This window comes from Desulfosarcina sp., assembly GCF_041551955.1.
Classification (GTDB): domain Bacteria; phylum Desulfobacterota; class Desulfobacteria; order Desulfobacterales; family Desulfosarcinaceae; genus Desulfosarcina.
In genome coordinates, this window is sequence record NZ_JBFELV010000061.1 from 1 (window position 1) to 17,703 (window position 17,703).

Here is a 17,703-nt window from a genome sequence, read left to right on the forward strand (position 1 = left end):
CATCGAGGCCGTGGCCAAACGCCTGCACTGCCCCATGGAGAAAGTGGTGGTGAACGTGGATCGATATGGCAATACGTCCGCGGCCACCATACCCACGGCCCTGGATGAGGCGGTGAGGGATGGCAGAATCCAGAAGGGACAGCTGATCCTGCTCGATTCCTTCGGTGCCGGGCTGACCTACGGTGCCATTTTGATGCGTTGGTGATCTTGGGAGGAAGAAGATGCTTCTTGACCGATTTTTTGAAAAAGGCCGGCAATTTTTAGGCTGCGAGGTGCCCATCATGTGCGGGGCCATGACCTGGGTGAGCGATCCCAAGTTGGTCAGCCATATGGGTCGCTGTGGTGGTTTTGGCCTGTTGGCCGGGGGCAATGCGCCCGTGGATGTCCTGCGTGCAGAGATCGAAAAGACCCGTTCCATCTCCGACAAACCCTTTGGCGTCAACCTGATAACCATTGCCCCGGCATATCAGGAACAGCTGGCAATGGTGTGTGAGATGCGCTGTCGTGTGATTGTTTTTGCCGGTTCGATTCCCAGGGAAAATGAGATCCAGCGTGCCAAAGAGAGCGGGGCACGTGTCATCTGTTTTGCGCCAACCGATCAATTGGCCTTGAAGCTGATCAAAATGGGTACCGATGCATTGATCCTGGAAGGCTCGGAAGCCGGTGGGCACATCGGGCCCGTGTCCCTGACCGTGCTGATCCAGCAGATCTTGTTTAACGTGGACTCGGTGCCCATCTTTGTCGCCGGCGGGATTGCCACCGGCAGGATGATGGCCCACCTGCTGATGATGGGGGCCGCCGGTATCCAGATGGGCACGCGTTTCGTCATGTCCGAAGAGTGCGCGGTGCATCCCAATTTCAAAGAGACCTTCAGGCGGGCCAAGGCCAGGGATGCGGTGGCCACCCCGCAGTTTGACAGCCGCCTTCCCGTCATACCGGTTCGTGCGTTGAAAAATATGGGTACGAATGAATTCGGCAAGCTGCAGCTGCACCTGATTCAGAAGCTTGAAAATGACACCATCGATCGTGTGGAGGCCCAGTACGAAGTGGAACGCTTCTGGATGGGTGCGCTAAAAAATGCCGTTGTTGACGGTGATATGAAAAAAGGGTCCCTCATGGCCGGCCAGAGCGTGGGTCTGGCGGATAAAATTCTGCCCCTTCAGGGCATCTTCGATGAATTAGTCAACGACGCCGAGACGGAGATGCAACGGCTTTCAAAAATTTTTTCCAGCTAACCTGCCTTAATCGCTTTTTCCGACCGCGTCAGTATGGCGTTGACTTCCTCGCTGGAATCTGGTTAACCATTAAACTCTTTACAGGTTAACCAAATGGATCCCAAACAGACCATCTACAACCTTTTGAACCGGGCCGATGACGTGGTTTCCGGTGAAACCCTCAGCGCCGAACTGGGCGTCAGCCGGGTGTCCGTCTGGAAACACGTCCAGGGACTGATCAAGTCCGGCATTTCGATTGTCTCCTCCCCCAAAGGTTATCGCTTGACCCGTGATCCGGACAGCCTGGTGCCATGGGCATTCGACGCGCGGCAAGACCGGATCCATTATTTCCAGGAGACTGGTTCGACCATGGACGAGGCCATGGTCATGGCGCGAAAGGGTTGTGTTGATTTTACGGTGGTGGTGGCCCAGCGCCAGACCCGCGGCCGGGGGCGCATGCAACGGACCTGGCTGTCGGCCGATGGCGGCCTTTATTTCACCGTGGTGGTTCGCCCGGATATCCCCATGATGCTGGCCGGCCTGGTGAATTTGGCGGCAGCCGTCGATATGGCCAAGCTCCTGCGGTCGTTGTATCAGGTAGAGGCGTGTTTGAAGTGGCCCAACGATATCCTAGTCGGCAACCACAAGCTTTGCGGCCTATTGTCCCAGATGGAAGCCGAAGGGGATCAAGTGGCCCACATGAATATCGGCGTCGGCCTCAATGTCAACAACGCCCCGGAAACCGAGGCGCCCATCGCCACCTCCCTCAAGGCGCTGCTGGGTCGACCGGTGCCGCGCCGGGAAATCCTTGTCGCTTTTTTGAATGAATTCGAAAAGCGGATGTCGACCTTTGACCCCCATGCCGTCATTGACGAGTGGAAATCAAACAATGTGACCCTTGGCCGGACGGTCCGCGTCATTACCGTCAAGGACGTGGTCGAAGGGACTGCCGTGGATGTGGACGCCCATGGCGGCCTGATACTCGAGCTGGCCGATGGGACCAGCCAGACCGTGATGCATGGTGACTGTTTTCACCGTTAACAGAATCAACCCAATCAACGCAATGAACCGCCAAAGGAGAACGAACACCATGGATGCATCTGCACAACAATTGAAGCGGATGGTGTATGCGGCCCTCATGGCCGCCCTTACAGCCGCCGGTGCTTTCATCGCCATCCCTGTCGGTCCGGTGCCCATTGTCCTGCAAAACCTGTTCATCATGCTGGCGGGTTTGCTTCTGGGCGGTCGATGGGGATTGATCAGCGTTGGGGTATATCTGCTGGCCGGCGCCGTGGGGCTGCCGGTATTCGCCGGCGGTACCGGCGGCGTTGGGAAGTTTTTAGGGCCTACCGGCGGATATCTCCTGGGGTTTGCCGCCGCCGCTTATCTGATCGGCATCATTTCGGAAAAGGGCCGGGGGTGTGTGGCCGTCGATGTGATGGCCATGGTTGCCGGCACGTTGATCATATACGCCTTTGGCGTTTCATGGCTCAAGGTGGTTACGGGAATGAGTTTTACCAAGGCATTCGCCGTTGGCATGCTTCCTTTTCTCATCGGCGACGCCCTTAAAATGGCAGCCGCCATACCCATCGCCAGGGCTCTCCGGCCCATGATGGACGTCACCTTTACCGCTGTCAGGGCTGCCGAGTAATACCGTGTCCATCATTCAGATTTCCCACCTCTACCATCGCTTTGCCGACGGCACCCCGGGTCTCGACGACGTCACCCTTGCCTTTGAGGAGGGAGAATTTACGGTGGTCGCCGGTGCGAATGGTTCCGGCAAAACCACGCTGTTGCGCCACATCAACGGTTTGCTTTTTTCCGATTCCGGAACGGTGACCGTAGGCGGCAAGTCGGTGAAAGCGGATCCCTCTGCCGCCCGGCAACAGGTGGGTCTGGTATTTCAGGATGCCGACAGCCAGATTGTCGGTGAGACCGTGTACGATGATGTGGCTTTTGGTCCGGAAAACCTTTCCCTTGAACGGACGCAGATCAACCAGCGCGTAAACCAGGCGCTGGCGGCCGTTGATCTTTCCGGTTTTGAAAATAAAATGCCCCACCATCTTTCCGGCGGTGAAAAACGTCGGTTGGCTATTGCCGGTGTGCTGGCCATGGCACCACGTGTGCTGATGATGGACGAGCCTTTTTCCAACCTCGATTATCCGGCTACCTGCCGGGTGCTGGATCATATTCTCGACCTTCACAAAAACGGTCATACCATCATCGTTACCACCCACGACCTGGAGAAGGTGATCGCCCATGCTCAGCGACTGGTGGTCTTGGTAAAAGGACGCGTCGTAAAAGACGGAATACCCGCCGAGGTGATCGGCGGCATCGAGCGATACGGCATCCGACCGCCTTGCTCCGTGCAGCTCGGCCAAGGAATTCGGCCATGGGTGAACTGACTGCTATCGGATTCAGGCCCGGCCGGTCGCTGCTCCACCGCTTGGACCCCCGAACCAAACAGGCCCTGCTCATGGGGCTCAGCCTGGCAAGCCTGTGGGGAGGGCTGATTTTTTTGGCGCTCTGCACGATGGTGATGATGCTTGGCATGAATGCGGCTGGTTTGCGTATTCGCCGGCTGATACTAGAAACCCGGTATTTTCTCTTCTTTCTCTGTTTCGTGTTCGCTGTTCGAGGGATGACTTTCACTGGTGGATGGGTGCCCACTCTGTCTGCAGACGTCACCGGAGAGGCGTTGATCGTGTGCTGGCGCTTGTTGCTGGTTGTCATCATGGGGGTTCTGTTGATGGCCACCACGCGGACCGCCGATATCCGGGCCGCCCTCGTCTGGTATTTGAAGCCGGTACCCGTTGTCGATGAGAAAATGGCAGCCACCATGGTGGGGTTGGTGGTGCGGTTTTTGCCGGTGATCCTTTTTCAAGGGGCAGAAATTGCAGATGCCCAGCGTGCCCGGGGGATCGAAAGACGCAAAAACCCCCTGATCCGGCTCATGCGGTTCACGATACCCCTGTTTCGTCGTGTCTTCATCCGTGCCGACGAACTGGCCGCGGCCATGCAGGCCCGGTGCTACAGCGAGCAGCGTACCCTTCCTGAGCTTCGTTTTGCCCGCCGTGACACCCTGGCGTTTGGTATCGGAATCCTCCTGTCTTCGACCGTGATGCTTCCTTGAGTGAAGGTCAACAAACCAACCCCGATTCGCATGGCGATCATCGAATGATGCTCCTTAAGGATCCGTTTCCAGACATCCATCTCTCTTCGTTTGACAGGGAATGGCCGGTGGGTGTAAGGCATAACCGCCAAAAAAACGAGATGGACGAATGAACGTCGATCAGCCAACGTCCGCCATCGACTGTTGAATTAATAAAGAATAACGCTTTAGACCATAATACCAGCCTAAACGTCCTCGGGTCAGCAGGTTGGGCTCTAAGCCTTTTTCAGGGGTGATGCGGTGAAAGTTGTCATTGTAGGTGCCGGTGAGGTGGGGTTTCACATTGCCAGTCGTCTGGCGATGGAGAACAAAGATGTGGTGGTCATCGATCATGACCCGGAGGCCATCAAAAGGCTTTCCGAAAGCATCGATGTGCAGACGGTTTCCGGTTCCGGGAGCAGTCCCGCTATCCTGGAAGAAGCCGGCATTCGTGAAGCGGAGATCATGCTGGCCGTCACCGATTCTGACGAGGTCAATCTAGTGGCTTGCCTGATGGCCGACATCCTGTCTCCGACGACCAAAAAACTGGTCCGGCTGCGGGGAGCCGATTTCGAAAGCTATCACGATGCCTTCAAGGAGAACGCACCTCATATCGACACGGTCATCAATCCCGACATCGAGGTTGTCCGGACCATCGAACGGCTCATGAGCGTACCGGGTGCCGTGGACGTAGGCGAATTTGCCGACGGCCGCATCAAGTTTGTGGGTGTCTATTTGGAACCCGGTTCGCGTTTGGACGGCGTTCGCCTGTCCGATCTGCCGAGCGTTCTTAAGGATGATCGGCCCTTGATTGCCGCGATCGTTCGTGACGACCAGTTGATCATCCCCAGGGGGGACAACCACTTGCGTGCCGGGGACCTGGTTTACTTTATCAGCGAAGAAAAAAACCTGTTCAAACACCTCTCCATCTTCGACAAGCACGCCTCGCCGGTAAAACGGGTGCTGATTGTCGGCGGTGGACGCATCGGCTATCGGCTGGCCAAAACGCTTGAAGGCAATTCCATCGCTTGCAAAATCATCGAAAAACGCGCCACGCAATGCGATTTCCTGGCCGAGCGACTGGAGCGGACCGTGGTGCTCCATGGTGATGGATCGGACCAGAATCTGCTGGTGGAAGAAAATATTCACGACATCGATCTGGTAGTCACCCTGACCGGGGACGAAGAGACCAATATCCTTTCGTCACTGCTAGCCAAGCGGTTGGGTGCCAAAAAAACCATCACCCAGATCAATAAATTCAGTTACTTCTCTCTCATGTCCACCATCGGCATCGAACAGGTGGTCAGTCCACGACTGTCGGCCATCAACACCATTCTGCAGCATATCCGCAGGGGCAAGGTGCTGTCGGCGGTCTCCATTAAAGGGGAAGCGGGTGAGGTCATGGAGGCGTTGGCTTTGCCTACGTCGGACATCGTATCCAAGCCTTTGAAAAAAATCGCTTTCCCCAAGGGATCCATGGTCGCCGGGATTATCCGCGATGAGACCATCATCATCCCAGGCGGCGAGAGCGTTATCGAACCGGACGACCGGATCATCATTTTTGCCACCCGGAAGGCCATCCCCGGCGTCGAGAAGATTCTGGCCGTTAAACTGGAGTACATTTAAATGCGCTGGCGCTATATTCTCAACACCGTCGGGGTGTTGACCCTGTTTTTCGGCGGGACCATGGTCGTTCCCCTGGCCTTCGACCTTTATGCCTTGGATCGCAGCCTGATGCCGATGGTTAAAGCCATGGGCATCACGCTGTTTTGCGGCATGGCCCTGATGGCCTTGTTCAGGCACGAAAAAACGGAAACGATGAGCCAGCGGGAGGGAATGGCCATCGTGTCCTTGGGATGGACGGCCATCGGTCTTTTCGGGGCGCTGCCCTTTTATTTTTCCGACGCATCATTTTTCTTTGTGGATGCGTTTTTTGAATCGGTTTCGGGGTTTACCACCACCGGTTCATCGATTCTGACCGATATCGAAGGATTGAGCCCGGGACTGCTGGTCTGGCGAAGCTTTATCCAATGGCTGGGGGGAATGGGCATCATCGTCCTGTCCATCGCCATTCTTCCCTTTTTGGGTGTCGGCGGCATGCAGCTATACAAGGCCGAGGTACCCAGCCCTGTGCCGGACAAGCTCAAGCCGCGCATTCGCGATACGGCATTGATTCTGTGGAAAGTATACGCCCTGTTCACCGTGGCCGAAACGCTGTTGCTGATGATCGGCGGCATGAGCTTTTTCGATGCGCTGAACCATGCCTTCACCACCATGCCCACGGGTGGATTCTCAACCAAAAACGCGTCGGTGGCCGGCTTTGACAGTGTGTATATCGATGTCGTTATTACGGTGTTCATGCTGCTGGCCGGGATAAACTTCTCACTACACTACCAGGTATTAAAGGGCCGACCGCTTGCCCTCTGGAAAGATTCGGAGTGCCGGTTCTATCTGGCCATGTGCCTGATCCTGACCCTCGTGGTCACGGCCAACATCTACCGAACGGTGTATGCGGATGCCGGCCAGGCCTTGCGATACGCGGCCTTTCAGGTGGTTTCCATCGTGACCACCACCGGCTACGCGACGGCCGATTATGAATTATGGCCAGGCATGTCGCAGACGATCATCTTTCTGTGCATGTTCGTCGGTGCGTCGGCGGGTTCTACAGGCGGCGGCATGAAGTGCCTTCGCATCATGCTTGGCTTCAAGTACTGCTACAAGGAGCTTTTCTCCATGATCCATCCGCGGGCCGTCTCCCGCATAAAAATTGGCGGGAAAACGGTGCCCGAAGATGTTGTGAGAAGTGTGCTCGGATTCCTGGCGCTCTACATGGCCCTGTTTGCTATTTCCACCGTGCTGCTGGCCGGGACCGGGGTTGATTTGGTCACTGCCCTTGGGGCGGTGGCCGCCACGATCGGCAATATCGGGCCGGGCTTCGGCATGGTGGGGCCGGTCGAAAATTTTGCCCAGATTCCATACTGGGGGAAGTGGCTGCTCGCCTGGTGCATGCTCCTGGGACGATTGGAGATTTATACCCTCATTATCGTGGTTGTTCCCGAATTCTGGCGCAAATGAAAAAAGGGGACGACAGGCTGCACTTCTACCCCATGGCCCCCCAAAATGGTTGTTTGGCCAATTTTGATGCCCTCGTAAAAAGTCAGATTTCCGACGGATTCGTAAAAAAGCCGGGACCAAGGCATGCGAATGCCGGGGAATGAGGCCCACATACTGTACGCCGCATTGACGAGGGATGAAGCGTCGTGCAGCTATTTATCCGACTCAGGCAGATGGGCTTTTTTACGAATCCGTCAATTTTCATATTGACAAACATGGGTCGGGCGTGTACTTACGTTTTTTCTTTTGGGCCGTTAACTCAGTCGGTAGAGTATCTGCCTTTTAAGCAGAGAGTCGTTGGTTCGAGTCCAACACGGCCCACCAGAAGAGAAAAGCTTGCGTCCCCATCGTCTAGCCTGGCCCAGGACACCGGCCTTTCACGCCGGCGACAGGGGTTCGAATCCCCTTGGGGACGCCACTTAAAATATATATGATCTTCTATGCACTGCCGTTTGAGCGGTTTTTCACCGCACGAGCGGCTTTTTTGTTTTTTGGCAGGCCGGTCCCCGCATCCAGATCAAGGAGCCATCCTTAAAAGACGTTCGTAGATATGATGGCCCGGCCGCGTTGACAATGGTGTGGGCTTTGTATAAAACAGTGGGCGCTCTATTTATCGCGTCAAACAAAAGGAACTGCATTTATGCTGAGCAGGAAAAAGTCGGTCGCGGAAAACATCCTGATACTGGGTCTTGGTGGTGTGGGTACCTATCTGGCCAAACGGCTGGTTCATGAAGGCTATGCCGTTACCGCCATCGAACCGGACGGCCGGCTGATCCGCCATACCGATGGGCAACTGGACGCCCGGCTGATTCAAGGGTCGGCCATGAGTATCGCCTGTTGGCGCGAGGCCAATGCACAAAACACAGACGTGTTGATCGCCGTCACCGACAACGACGCGGTCAACATGCTGTCGGCGATGATTGCCGACCGATTCGGCATCCCACTCAAGATTGCCCGGGTCCGTTCGATGGATTTCGATAACAAGGATTCGGTGCTCAACGCCGATGACCTGAAAATCGATTTGATCATTCACCCGGAAGAGCTGGCCGCCCAGGAAATTGTGCGGCTGGTCAAACGCACGGCCGGCAACGAGATCATCGATATCGCCGACGGGCAGACCCAGGTCATGGCCACCCGTGTCCACGAGGACTCGCCGCTGGCCCACCAGAAACTGAAAACCCTTTCCATGACCCACAACACCTTTCCGTTCAGGGTCGTGGCCATTGCCAGAGGGATCACCACCATCCTGCCCGGCGGCGATCACGAGATCCTTCCCCAGGATCAGGTGCTGATCATGGCCTCCAGGGAAGACCTTCCCAAATTGATGGCCCTGACCGGGGTCGAGCAGCAGCGGCGGCACCGGGTGATGATCCTGGGCGGCGGCCTGGTGGGTTGCCGGGTGGCCGAACTGATGGGCAAGGACGTGCGGGTCAAAATCGTTGAAAAGGACGAAGCCGTGGCCGCCGATCTGTGCCATCTGCTGACCGATGTCGAGGTGCTTCACGGGGACGGCTCCGATGCCGAAGCCCTCGAGCAGGCCGGTCTGACAGACATGGACACCTTTATCACGGCGACCGGTGAGAATGAAACCAACATCATGAGCTGCATGCTGGCCAAGCACCTGATGAACACGTGCAACGGCGGCGCCCGCAGCAAGGATCGCAAAACCATCTCGCTGGTGAATAAAGAGGAGTATCTGGTACTGGCCGCCACCAGTGGTTCGGATATCGCCCTGAACAAGAAGGTGCTGGCGGCCAACGAGATTCTGAAGTTCATCCGGCGCGGTGAACTGCTGTCGGTCGCGCACCTTCACGGTTTTGACGCCGAGGTGGTGGAGATCCTGGCGGCGCCGGATTCTCCCATCACGCGAATCCCGCTTTCCAAAATAGATCCGGATTTTCACGGGAAAATATTGATCGGCGGTGTCTACCGGGACGACCAATGGAAAATCGCCGTGGGGGATACCCGCATCCTTCCCAACGAGCGCGTGATCGTCATCTGCAAATCACTGCATCTGAAGGATGTACATAAGCTCTTTTTGGGATAGGATTCAAGGGGTCAAGGGGTCAAGGATTCGAGGGGGCGAAGGCTTGTTTTCCAATGCGCTTATCAAGGCTTTCAGCATTTCACTTGACCCCTTGAATCCTTGACCCCTGTGTTATTAATTTTTCCAGAACGACGGGTAGAAGATCACCAGCGCGGAGAACATTTCCAGACGGCCGACAAGCATGTTCCAGGAAAGAAACCACTTGCCCGTATCGGAAATGAAGGCATAATTCTCCGACGGCCCAATGTCACCAAAACCCGGTCCGATGTTCATGAGGGCGGCGATGACCGAACTCATGGCGGTCGTGTAATCCATATCGTCGGTGAGCACCATCAGGCACCCGCCTGCCAAGACCATGAAAATATTGACGATGAAATAGCAGATGGACAGGTGAATGATGGCGTCATCCACCGGACGTTGGTTCAGGCGCACGGAGATGACGGACATGGGTTGAAAAAAAATCTTTTTGATGGCGGCCGACATGAATTTGCACAGGACCACATAATGGACAATCTTGATGCCGCTGGTGGTCGAGCCGGCACAGGCGCCGATAAAGCACACGGCATACAGGAACATCTGGGAGGCCTGGGGCCAGCTTTCGTAGTCGGCGGTGGTAAAACCGGTGGTGGTCAACAAGCTGGTCACCTGAAAGGTCCCGTAGCGGATGGCATCCATCAGGCCGTAGGTGTTCTCCTTCCACAGTATCCAGGAGACCATGCCGCAGAAAAAGAGCATGAGCCCCACATACCAGCGAAACTCCGTATTAATGCCCAGCGCGCGCCAATCCCCCCGAACGATCTGGTAGAATAGCACAAACGTCATCCCACCAAGAAACATGAAGAGAATGATCACCCAGTCGAAGTAGGCGCTGTTGTAGTGCCCGATGCTGGCATTGTACGGGGAGTAACCTGAGGTGGATACCGTGCCGAACGCGTGGCACAGCGAGTCGAACAGGGACATGCCGCCGAAACAGAGCAGAATCGTCTCGGCCAGGTTCAACACCATGTAGATGATCCACAGGCGGACCATGGTGTCCCGGTTGCGGGCATGGAATTTTTCTTTGGTCAGGACCTGGCCCGGCGATGACTCCGCCCGGAAGATGCGCAGCCCGCCCATGCCGTGGGGCAGGAAGATGACCGTCAGGGTCAAAAACCCCATCCCGCCCAAGAGATGCGTCTGGCTGCGCCAGAACAACAGCCCGTGGGGCACCACCTCGATGTCCGTCAGGATGGTGGCGCCGGTCGTTGTATAGCCGGACATCATTTCGAAAAAGGCATCGGTGAAAGACGGGATGGACCCGTGGATCATGAAGGGAATGGCACTCAGTGCCGAAACGACGACCCAGCCGAAAGCAGCGATGAAAATGCCGTCTTTGATGCTCAGGTCAAGGTGCTTCCTGAAAAGCCACCATAACGGCAGACCCAATAAGAGGGTCAAGGCGGCAGACACAAGCAGCGCCAAAAAATCACCTTCACGGTAGATCAGTGAACAGACCAGGGGCAACAGCATGGAGATGCCTGTGACCATGAACAGGGTGCCGAAAACATGAAGAATGGAAAACAGGTGCATGGGTAGTGTTGGATATAAAATTAGGGTTAAAAATTTGGGTTTAGCGGCAATTCATATCCCAGGTTCCATGAAAAAGCAAAAGGTCTGTTCCTTTGCGGCGAATGTTTCGTTGACACCATCCTCTTGGTGTCGCTATGGTCATATGCGATGATCCTATACGAGAAATCAGAACCCATAAGAAAGCGGTCCAATGAAAGCTGAAATTCTGGCAACGGGAGACGAAATCAGATCCGGCGCCCTGGTGGACAGCAACTCGGCGTATATTTCGCAAAAGTTGGAGGAAAACGGTATCGAAGTGTTGCGCCACACCTGCGTGGGGGACGATCTACCCCTGTTGGTTTCCACCCTTCGTGAGATTGGCGACCGTGTGGATCTGGCGGTGGTCACCGGTGGACTGGGGCCCACCACCGACGATCTCTCTGCCGAGGCGGCAGCCGGTGCAGCCGGAGTGGAACTGACCTTCAGTCAGACCGCCTTTGAAAACGTCGAGAGCTTTTTTAAAAACTTCAACCGCCCCATGACCGAATCCAACCGCAAGCAGGCACTGCTTCCCGGCGGCAGCAAGCTTCTGTACAATCCGGTGGGTACCGCACCCGGGTTTTCACTGAAAATAGGGAAATGCCTGTTTTTCTTTCTTCCGGGGGTGCCCTATGAGATGAAACGCATGCTGGCTGAACTCGTGATTCCTGAAATGCTTTCGATTCAGGGCAATACGGCCATGCACAGCCGGGTGAAGACCATTACCACCTTTGGGCTGCCTGAATCGCAGGCCGGTGAAAAAGTGGCCGGTGTGGAAGCCGCTTTTCCGGGGATCAAGCTGGGCCTTCGTGCCAATTTTCCGCAGATCCAAGTCAAGCTTTACGGGCGGGACACGGATCCGGACCTGCTGGAAGATCGGATGGGCCAAGCGGGTCAATGGGCGCTGGAGCGCTTGGGACGAAACGTGATATCTGAAAACGGCGAACGGATGGAAGCCGTGGTTGGGAGACTGCTGGTGGAACGATCGGCCTCTATCGGTCTGGCGGAAAGCTGCACCGGCGGGCTGCTGGCCAACTGGCTGACCAATGTGGCCGGTAGCTCGGACTATTTTCTCTTTTCCGGGGTCACCTATTCCAATCAGGCCAAGATCGATGTACTGGGTGTCAAGCCCGAAACCCTCGAAAGACATGGCGCGGTTCACGAAGAGACGGCCCGGGAGATGGCTGAAGGGGCCCGGCGGGTAGCCGGCAGCACCTACGGGCTTTCCACCAGCGGCATTGCAGGTCCTGACGGTGGAACCGAAGAAAAGCCGGTGGGAACCTTGTGTGTCGGGTTCACTGGGCCGCATCGGTCTTTCGGCCGTCGACTTTACTTCCCTTTCGGAAAGCGCCTGATGAATAAACAAATTTTTTGTATGGCGGCGCTGGATATCCTGCGCAAGGCGCTGTTGGGAACATGATAGCTGATAAGCTGCTGAGTTTGAACGGTGAACGGTGAACAGCTGGCAAGCTGGTAGGGCCTTCCACCGATCAAAACGATCAAAACGGTCTTAACCCAGAACCCAGAACCCAGAACCCAGAACCCTAAACCCCGAACCCGGAAAGGCTTGTCCATGATTCTACCGGTAATTCTTGCAGGCGGCAGCGGCACCCGACTCTGGCCGCTTTCCCGAGCCCTTTATCCCAAACAGCTCATCAGCCTGGTTGACCGGCACACCATGCTTCAAAATACGATCCTTCGGCTGGACGGCCTGGCCGGTGCAGATAAACCGGTCGTGATATGCAATGACGAATACCGGTTCATGGTGGCAGAGCAGCTTCGCCAGATAGACATCCAGGCCGATTCGATCATTTTGGAACCGGTGGGCAGAAACACCGCTCCCGCCCTGGCCGTGGCGGCCATACGGGCAATGGAGACGGGGGGCGATCCCGTGCTGTTAGTCCTTCCGGCCGACCACCACATTCAGTTGACCGCTGAATTTCGGCGAATGATCGAGTCGGGCCATGCATACGCCCAGGCGGGTCGAATGATTACCTTCGGCATCGTTCCGGATAAGCCGGAAACCGGGTATGGCTACATTAAAATGGGTGACCCGTTGCCTTCGGCAGGCGGTGATGCAACGGCTGTGCGCATTGCGGCTTTCGTAGAAAAGCCGGACCTGGCGACCGCCCGACGTTACGTGGCCTCAAAAGCCTATTGCTGGAACAGCGGCATGTTCATGTTCAGGGCCTCACAGGTCGTCAAGGAGCTGGACAGGTTTGTTCCCGATATCGTCGCTGCCTGTCGGGAAGCCATCGAAGAAGGGCGGTCCGACCTGGATTTTTTTCGGCTCGATAAAGCGGCTTTTGCTGCCTGCCCCAGCGATTCAATCGACTATGCCGTGATGGAAAAAACAGACAGCGGTGCCATGCTGCCCATGGGGGCAGGATGGAACGATCTGGGATCGTGGGAGGCTCTTTGGCAGGTCGGTGAGAAAGACGATTTGAACAATGTGGTCAAGGGAGATGTGGTGCTGCACGACGTCGGGGATTCCTACCTGCACGCCGAACACCGCTTGATCGCAGCGGTGGGATTGAAGGATCATATCGTTGTGGAAACTTCGGATGCGGTGATGATTTCCCCCCGGGATCGGGTCCAGGATGTCAAAGGGCTGGTGGATCAACTCAAGTCCCAGAATCGTGAAGAGACACGGACACATAAGCGGGTCTACCGGCCATGGGGCACGGTGGATCAATTGGTGGCCGGCAACCGTTTCCAGGTGAACCGGATCACGGTCAAGCCAGGCGGTGTGTTGTCTCTTCAAAGGCATTTCAACCGGTCCGAGCACTGGATTGTCGTTCGCGGGTCTGCACAGGTCACCAAGGCCGACGAACAGCTATTGCTCAAAGAGGACAGTTCGACATACATTTCCGCCGGTATGGCCCATCGACTTGAAAATCCGGGGAAAATTCCGCTGGAACTCATCGAGGTGCAGACAGGCGGGTACATCGGGGAGGATGACATCACCCGGCTCGAGGATCTTTACGGCCGGCACCGGCAGGAGGCGTAGACGAGGAGAGGAGACCCTCCCTCCATCTAAACCCGTTGATGGCAATTAACACCCCTGGCAGCTCTTTCGTTTCTTTTATGGGATCCATGGACGGTGACTGGCTTTTGTGATCCTTATACAGTTACCCGCTGCAGGTCGTTCTGATGGAAACAACGCCCACCTATCCAAAACAAGACAATACGATAATCCGCCTGCTGTCCGAGGATTTTAAGCAGCTTGCAGACCGTTCCCAGGATGCCATCTATCAATTCGATATCGAGTCGCAGACCTTTTCATTTTTCAACCAGCAATTTTTATCCCTGTATGCAATCGAAGAAAATGGGGTGAAAATTCTATCTCCGAAAAGTGTCCTGCTGCATATCCATCCCAACGATCGTGATAAAGTCAAGGCTGCCAGCGCGTTATCCTTACAACCCCAAAATAATAGTGGAGAAATAGAATATCGATTTTTGCACGCCGACGGCGCCACGCGTGTGATGCATGACCGCTGGACCGTCGTGCGTGATCCCGGCGGCCAACCCATCGCCATCGAAGGCTTTATCCGGGACAACACCTGGCGCAAACAATTCGAAAAAGAATTTGAACTGAGCATACGCAACTCTTTGATTGGCTGCTACATCATACAAGATGCCACGTTCAAGTATGTCAACCCGGAATTTATGCGCATCACGGGATACCGTGAAGACGAATTGATCGGAACAGATCCACTCAATATGGTTCAACACGCGTATCGGCGCCAGGTCAATGAGAATTTCATCAAGATGTTGAAGGCAGAGTGTATTTTCCCGTACGAGTTTTGTATCAGCGACAAATTCGGTAATACCAAATGGATTTTGGAAACCGCAACATCCATCCAGTACGAAGGCAGACGCGCTGCGTTGGGCTATTTTATGGATATCTCCAAGGGTAAGCAGGTTGAAAAAGAGCGCCTTGCCAAGGAAAAATTATTGACTGTCCTGGAGTTGGCCGGTGCCGTGGGGCATGAACTCAACAATCCACTGCAGGTTGTGCTAACCTGTGCCGAAAAATTAGCCCCCACTCCAGATGACAACGAACGCAGTTTCAGATTGTACGGTTTGCTAAAAAAAAATATCGAAAAAATGAGAAAAATCATCCATAAATTTCAAAATGTTACTCAATATGCCACCAAAGACTATGTAGACGGAAAAAAAATTATCGACATCGATGCGGCATCCTCGAAGACATCGAGCAAATGATCGGAGACGTTGATAAACGGTAGAGACCGGTGGACAGGTCCGATGAGGCGGGCGATAGGTGGGGTGATGCCGGACTATCGACTGTGAACCAGTAGGGTCACCGGTCCGTCATTGACGATGTCGACCTGCATCATCGCACCGAATCGGCCGGTGTGCGTGTCCACGCCAAGCTTTTTCACGCGTTCCACGAAATGCAGGTAGAGCCGTCGGGCCAGAACCGGTTCGGCGGCATCGATGAAGGAGGGCCGCCTGCCTTTGCGGCAGTCACCCAGCAGGGTGAACTGGGATACCACGAGTATCTGCCCCCCCATATCCAACAATGAGCGATTCATTTTGCCATGGCGGTCTTCGAAGATGCGCAGGTTGACCACTTTGCCAGCCAGGTATTCGGCATCGGTTTCCCCGTCACCATCGGCCACCCCCAGGAGTACATTGAGGCCGGTGCCGATGGCGTCAACCGCCGATCCGTCGATAGTGACACTGCTGCTGGTGACGCGCTGAACCACGGCGATCAAGGGGAAACCTTTCTATCGGCCGGACGTTTTTCCAAAGGCGTCGGCAAAGGGGTTGTTGAAGGGCGATGGCGATGCCGGTTTGGGTCCGGTTTTAGGTTTGGGTCGCCGGCCGACCGGCTTCGTGTTGCGGGGATGCTCGTCCCGGTGTTTCGGTTCCGGTCTTTTTCCCGGTTCACTTTTCATGGACAGCGAGATGCGTTTGCGGGGCAGGTCGACATCCATAACGGTGACGGTGACTTTTTGCTGGACCTTGACCACATCCGACGGGGTTTTTACGAATCGGTCGCACAACTCGCTGATATGGACCAACCCGTCCTGGTGAACGCCGATGTCCACGAACGCGCCGAAATTGGTGACGTTGGTCACGATTCCGGGAAGCTTCATGCCCGGTTCAAGGTCTTGTATGGCAGAGACGTTGGCATCGAAAGAGAAATGCTCGAAGGGCTCTCGGGGATCTCTGCCGGGTTTGGCCAACTCGTCCAGGATGTCGCTAAGGGTCGGCAGTCCGATGGCATCGGTGACATAGCGGTGCAGATCGATGTTATTGCGCAAGCCGGCGTCATTCATCAGATCGGCCACGCTGCGGCCCAGGTCCCCGGCCATGGCCTCCACCACCGGGTAGCTTTCCGGGTGGACTGCACTGGCGTCCAACGGATTATTGCCGTTTTTGACCCGCAAAAAACCGGCACATTGTTCGAAGGCTTTGGGCCCCAGCCGTTTGACCTTTTTCAGGTCCTCGCGTCCGGAAAAGGCCCCATGTTCGTCCCGGTGGCTGACGATGTTTTTGGCCAGTTGCGGCCCTAAGCCGGATACATAGGTCAGCAACTGGACGCTGGCCTGGTTCACTTCCACCCCCACGCCATTGACACAACTGGCCACTACGTCGTCCAGCGACCCTTTCAGGGCCAATGGGTCTACGTCGTGCTGGTACTGACCCACGCCGATGGACTTGGGGTCGATCTTGACCAATTCGGACAATGGATCGATCAGCCGGCGTCCGATGGAGACGGCGCCGCGCACGGTAAGGTCGTGGTCGGGAAACTCCTGGCGGGCGATTTCCGATGCCGAGTACACCGATGCCCCGCTTTCGTTGACCATGATTACCGGCAGCGAACGCGCGTCGACGGTCGCTTCCACGAAGGCCTGGGTCTCCCGGCCGGCGGTGCCGTTTCCCACGGCCACCGCTTCGATATCAAATTGACGGCACCATGTCGAGAGGGCCTGCGCGGCGACCGCTGCCTGTCGCTCCGAGGTGTGGGGGTAAATGGTGTCGTTGTGAAGCAGTTTTCCCTGACGGTCCAGACACACGACCTTGCAGCCGGTGCGAAAACCCGGGTCGATGCCCATGACCCGTTTGGACCCCAAGGGGGAGGCCAGCAATAATTGGCGAAGATTGTCGGCAAAGACGCGGATGGCCTCTGCGTCGGCCCGTTCTTTGACGGCTACCCGCACCTCGGTTTCCATGGAGCGGGAAAGCAGGCGTTTATAGGCATCGTGGGCCGCGGTCCGCACCTGCTCGGCGTCGGGGCCGTCACCCGTTATGAAAAGATCTTCCAATATAGCGATGGCCAGTTCCGGTGGCGGGTCAATGGACAGGCCAAGGATCTCCTCCTTCTCTCCGCGGCGCATGGCCAGGATCCGGTGGGATGGCACGGCGGTCACCGGTTCCTCCCACTGGAAATAGTCTTTATACTTGGCTCCTTGGCTTTCTTTGCCGGCCACTACCTGGCTGCGGATGACAGCTTTTTCAAAAAACAGGTCGCGAACCCGGGACCGGACCCGCTGGTCTTCGTTTATCGTTTCGGCGATTATGTCCCGCGCGCCGGACAGGGCCGCATCGACGGAATC

At 56.0% G+C, this 17,703-nt stretch carries 15 protein-coding genes and 2 tRNA genes; 14 read left to right on the forward strand and 3 right to left on the reverse strand.

Annotated features, from left to right (window positions below; all coding sequences use genetic code 11):
- The 11 genes from ABYV26_RS07035 to trkA (ABYV26_RS07085) form a co-directional block, all read left to right on the forward strand.
- Window positions 1-205, forward strand: a 205-nt coding sequence (locus ABYV26_RS07035) for a 3-oxoacyl-[acyl-carrier-protein] synthase III C-terminal domain-containing protein (protein ID WP_372679499.1), incomplete at its 5' end; no start/stop codon positions are given.
- A 16-nt stretch (window positions 206-221) separates the two neighbouring features.
- Window positions 222-1,235 (forward strand): NAD(P)H-dependent flavin oxidoreductase, encoded by a 1,014-nt coding sequence (locus ABYV26_RS07040; protein WP_372679500.1) that lies wholly within the window; start codon window positions 222-224, stop codon window positions 1,233-1,235.
- A gap of 93 nt (window positions 1,236-1,328) precedes the next feature.
- Window positions 1,329-2,255 (forward strand): biotin--[acetyl-CoA-carboxylase] ligase, encoded by a 927-nt coding sequence (locus tag ABYV26_RS07045; RefSeq protein WP_372679502.1) that lies wholly within the window; start codon window positions 1,329-1,331, stop codon window positions 2,253-2,255.
- A 49-nt stretch (window positions 2,256-2,304) separates the two neighbouring features.
- A complete protein-coding gene (locus ABYV26_RS07050; protein ID WP_372679504.1) occupies window positions 2,305-2,865 on the forward strand; it encodes a biotin transporter BioY in 561 nt (186 codons plus the stop codon).
- A 4-nt stretch (window positions 2,866-2,869) separates the two neighbouring features.
- Window positions 2,870-3,619, forward strand: coding sequence for an energy-coupling factor ABC transporter ATP-binding protein (locus ABYV26_RS07055; RefSeq protein WP_372679506.1), 750 nt, complete (start codon window positions 2,870-2,872; stop codon window positions 3,617-3,619).
- Entirely contained in the window at window positions 3,607-4,347 is a 741-nt protein-coding gene (locus ABYV26_RS07060; protein ID WP_372679508.1) for an energy-coupling factor transporter transmembrane protein EcfT, read from the forward strand. Before ABYV26_RS07055 ends, ABYV26_RS07060 begins: the two co-directional genes overlap by 13 nt.
- A 279-nt stretch (window positions 4,348-4,626) precedes the next feature.
- Entirely contained in the window at window positions 4,627-5,991 is a 1,365-nt protein-coding gene (gene trkA, locus ABYV26_RS07065; protein ID WP_372679510.1) for a Trk system potassium transporter TrkA, read from the forward strand.
- Window positions 5,992-7,440 carry a TrkH family potassium uptake protein gene (locus ABYV26_RS07070; RefSeq protein ID WP_372679512.1) on the forward strand — a complete coding sequence of 483 codons (1,449 nt, stop codon included), beginning with the start codon at window positions 5,992-5,994 and terminating at the stop codon, window positions 7,438-7,440.
- A gap of 287 nt (window positions 7,441-7,727) precedes the next feature.
- Window positions 7,728-7,803: transfer RNA gene (locus tag ABYV26_RS07075), tRNA-Lys, on the forward strand.
- A gap of 16 nt (window positions 7,804-7,819) precedes the next feature.
- Window positions 7,820-7,897: transfer RNA gene (locus ABYV26_RS07080), tRNA-Glu, on the forward strand.
- A 222-nt stretch (window positions 7,898-8,119) separates the two neighbouring features.
- Window positions 8,120-9,526 (forward strand): Trk system potassium transporter TrkA, encoded by a 1,407-nt coding sequence (trkA, locus tag ABYV26_RS07085; protein WP_372679514.1) that lies wholly within the window; start codon window positions 8,120-8,122, stop codon window positions 9,524-9,526.
- Window positions 9,527-9,640: 114 nt separating this feature from the next.
- Here trkA (ABYV26_RS07085) and ABYV26_RS07090 read toward each other — a convergent pair whose 3' ends face one another.
- Window positions 9,641-11,095 carry a TrkH family potassium uptake protein gene (locus ABYV26_RS07090; RefSeq protein ID WP_372679516.1) on the reverse strand — a complete coding sequence of 485 codons (1,455 nt, stop codon included), beginning with the start codon at window positions 11,093-11,095 and terminating at the stop codon, window positions 9,641-9,643.
- 190 nt (window positions 11,096-11,285) lie between these two features.
- Between ABYV26_RS07090 and ABYV26_RS07095 the strand changes: the two genes are divergently transcribed.
- The 3 genes from ABYV26_RS07095 (at window position 11,286) to ABYV26_RS07105 (ending at window position 15,340) form a co-directional block, all read left to right on the forward strand.
- A complete protein-coding gene (locus ABYV26_RS07095; RefSeq protein ID WP_372679518.1) occupies window positions 11,286-12,533 on the forward strand; it encodes a CinA family nicotinamide mononucleotide deamidase-related protein in 1,248 nt (415 codons plus the stop codon).
- A 153-nt stretch (window positions 12,534-12,686) separates the two neighbouring features.
- Complete coding sequence (locus ABYV26_RS07100) at window positions 12,687-14,123, forward strand: mannose-1-phosphate guanylyltransferase/mannose-6-phosphate isomerase (RefSeq protein WP_372679520.1); 1,437 nt, start codon at window positions 12,687-12,689, stop codon at window positions 14,121-14,123.
- Window positions 14,124-14,266: 143 nt separating this feature from the next.
- Window positions 14,267-15,340, forward strand: coding sequence for a PAS domain S-box protein (locus ABYV26_RS07105; RefSeq protein WP_372679522.1), 1,074 nt, complete (start codon window positions 14,267-14,269; stop codon window positions 15,338-15,340).
- A 74-nt stretch (window positions 15,341-15,414) separates the two neighbouring features.
- Here the strand turns inward: ABYV26_RS07105 and dtd are convergent, their stop codons facing one another.
- Both dtd and ABYV26_RS07115 read right to left on the reverse strand, forming a co-directional pair.
- The gene (gene dtd, locus ABYV26_RS07110; protein WP_372679526.1) at window positions 15,415-15,846 is read right to left on the reverse strand and encodes a D-aminoacyl-tRNA deacylase; all 432 of its coding nucleotides are present in this window, start codon (window positions 15,844-15,846) and stop codon (window positions 15,415-15,417) included.
- Between the two features lie 21 nt (window positions 15,847-15,867).
- Window positions 15,868-17,703, reverse strand: a 1,836-nt coding sequence (locus ABYV26_RS07115; RefSeq protein ID WP_372679524.1) for a helix-hairpin-helix domain-containing protein, incomplete at its 5' end; no start/stop codon positions are given.

Bases quoted from the DNA above. Each gene is read 5' to 3' on its own strand.
- ABYV26_RS07045 (WP_372679502.1), top strand. From the start codon at position 1,329: ATGGATCCCAAACAGACCATCTACAACCTTTTGAACCGGGCCGATGAC.
- ABYV26_RS07040 (WP_372679500.1), top strand. From the start codon at position 222: ATGCTTCTTGACCGATTTTTTGAAAAAGGCCGGCAATTTTTAGGCTGC.
- ABYV26_RS07050 (WP_372679504.1), top strand. From the start codon at position 2,305: ATGGATGCATCTGCACAACAATTGAAGCGGATGGTGTATGCGGCCCTC.
- ABYV26_RS07095 (WP_372679518.1), top strand. From the start codon at position 11,286: ATGAAAGCTGAAATTCTGGCAACGGGAGACGAAATCAGATCCGGCGCC.
- ABYV26_RS07090 (WP_372679516.1), bottom strand. From the start codon at position 11,095: ATGCACCTGTTTTCCATTCTTCATGTTTTCGGCACCCTGTTCATGGTC.
- ABYV26_RS07070 (WP_372679512.1), top strand. From the start codon at position 5,992: ATGCGCTGGCGCTATATTCTCAACACCGTCGGGGTGTTGACCCTGTTT.
- trkA (WP_372679514.1), top strand. From the start codon at position 8,120: ATGCTGAGCAGGAAAAAGTCGGTCGCGGAAAACATCCTGATACTGGGT.
- ABYV26_RS07060 (WP_372679508.1), top strand. From the start codon at position 3,607: ATGGGTGAACTGACTGCTATCGGATTCAGGCCCGGCCGGTCGCTGCTC.
- ABYV26_RS07105 (WP_372679522.1), top strand. From the start codon at position 14,267: ATGGAAACAACGCCCACCTATCCAAAACAAGACAATACGATAATCCGC.
- ABYV26_RS07100 (WP_372679520.1), top strand. From the start codon at position 12,687: ATGATTCTACCGGTAATTCTTGCAGGCGGCAGCGGCACCCGACTCTGG.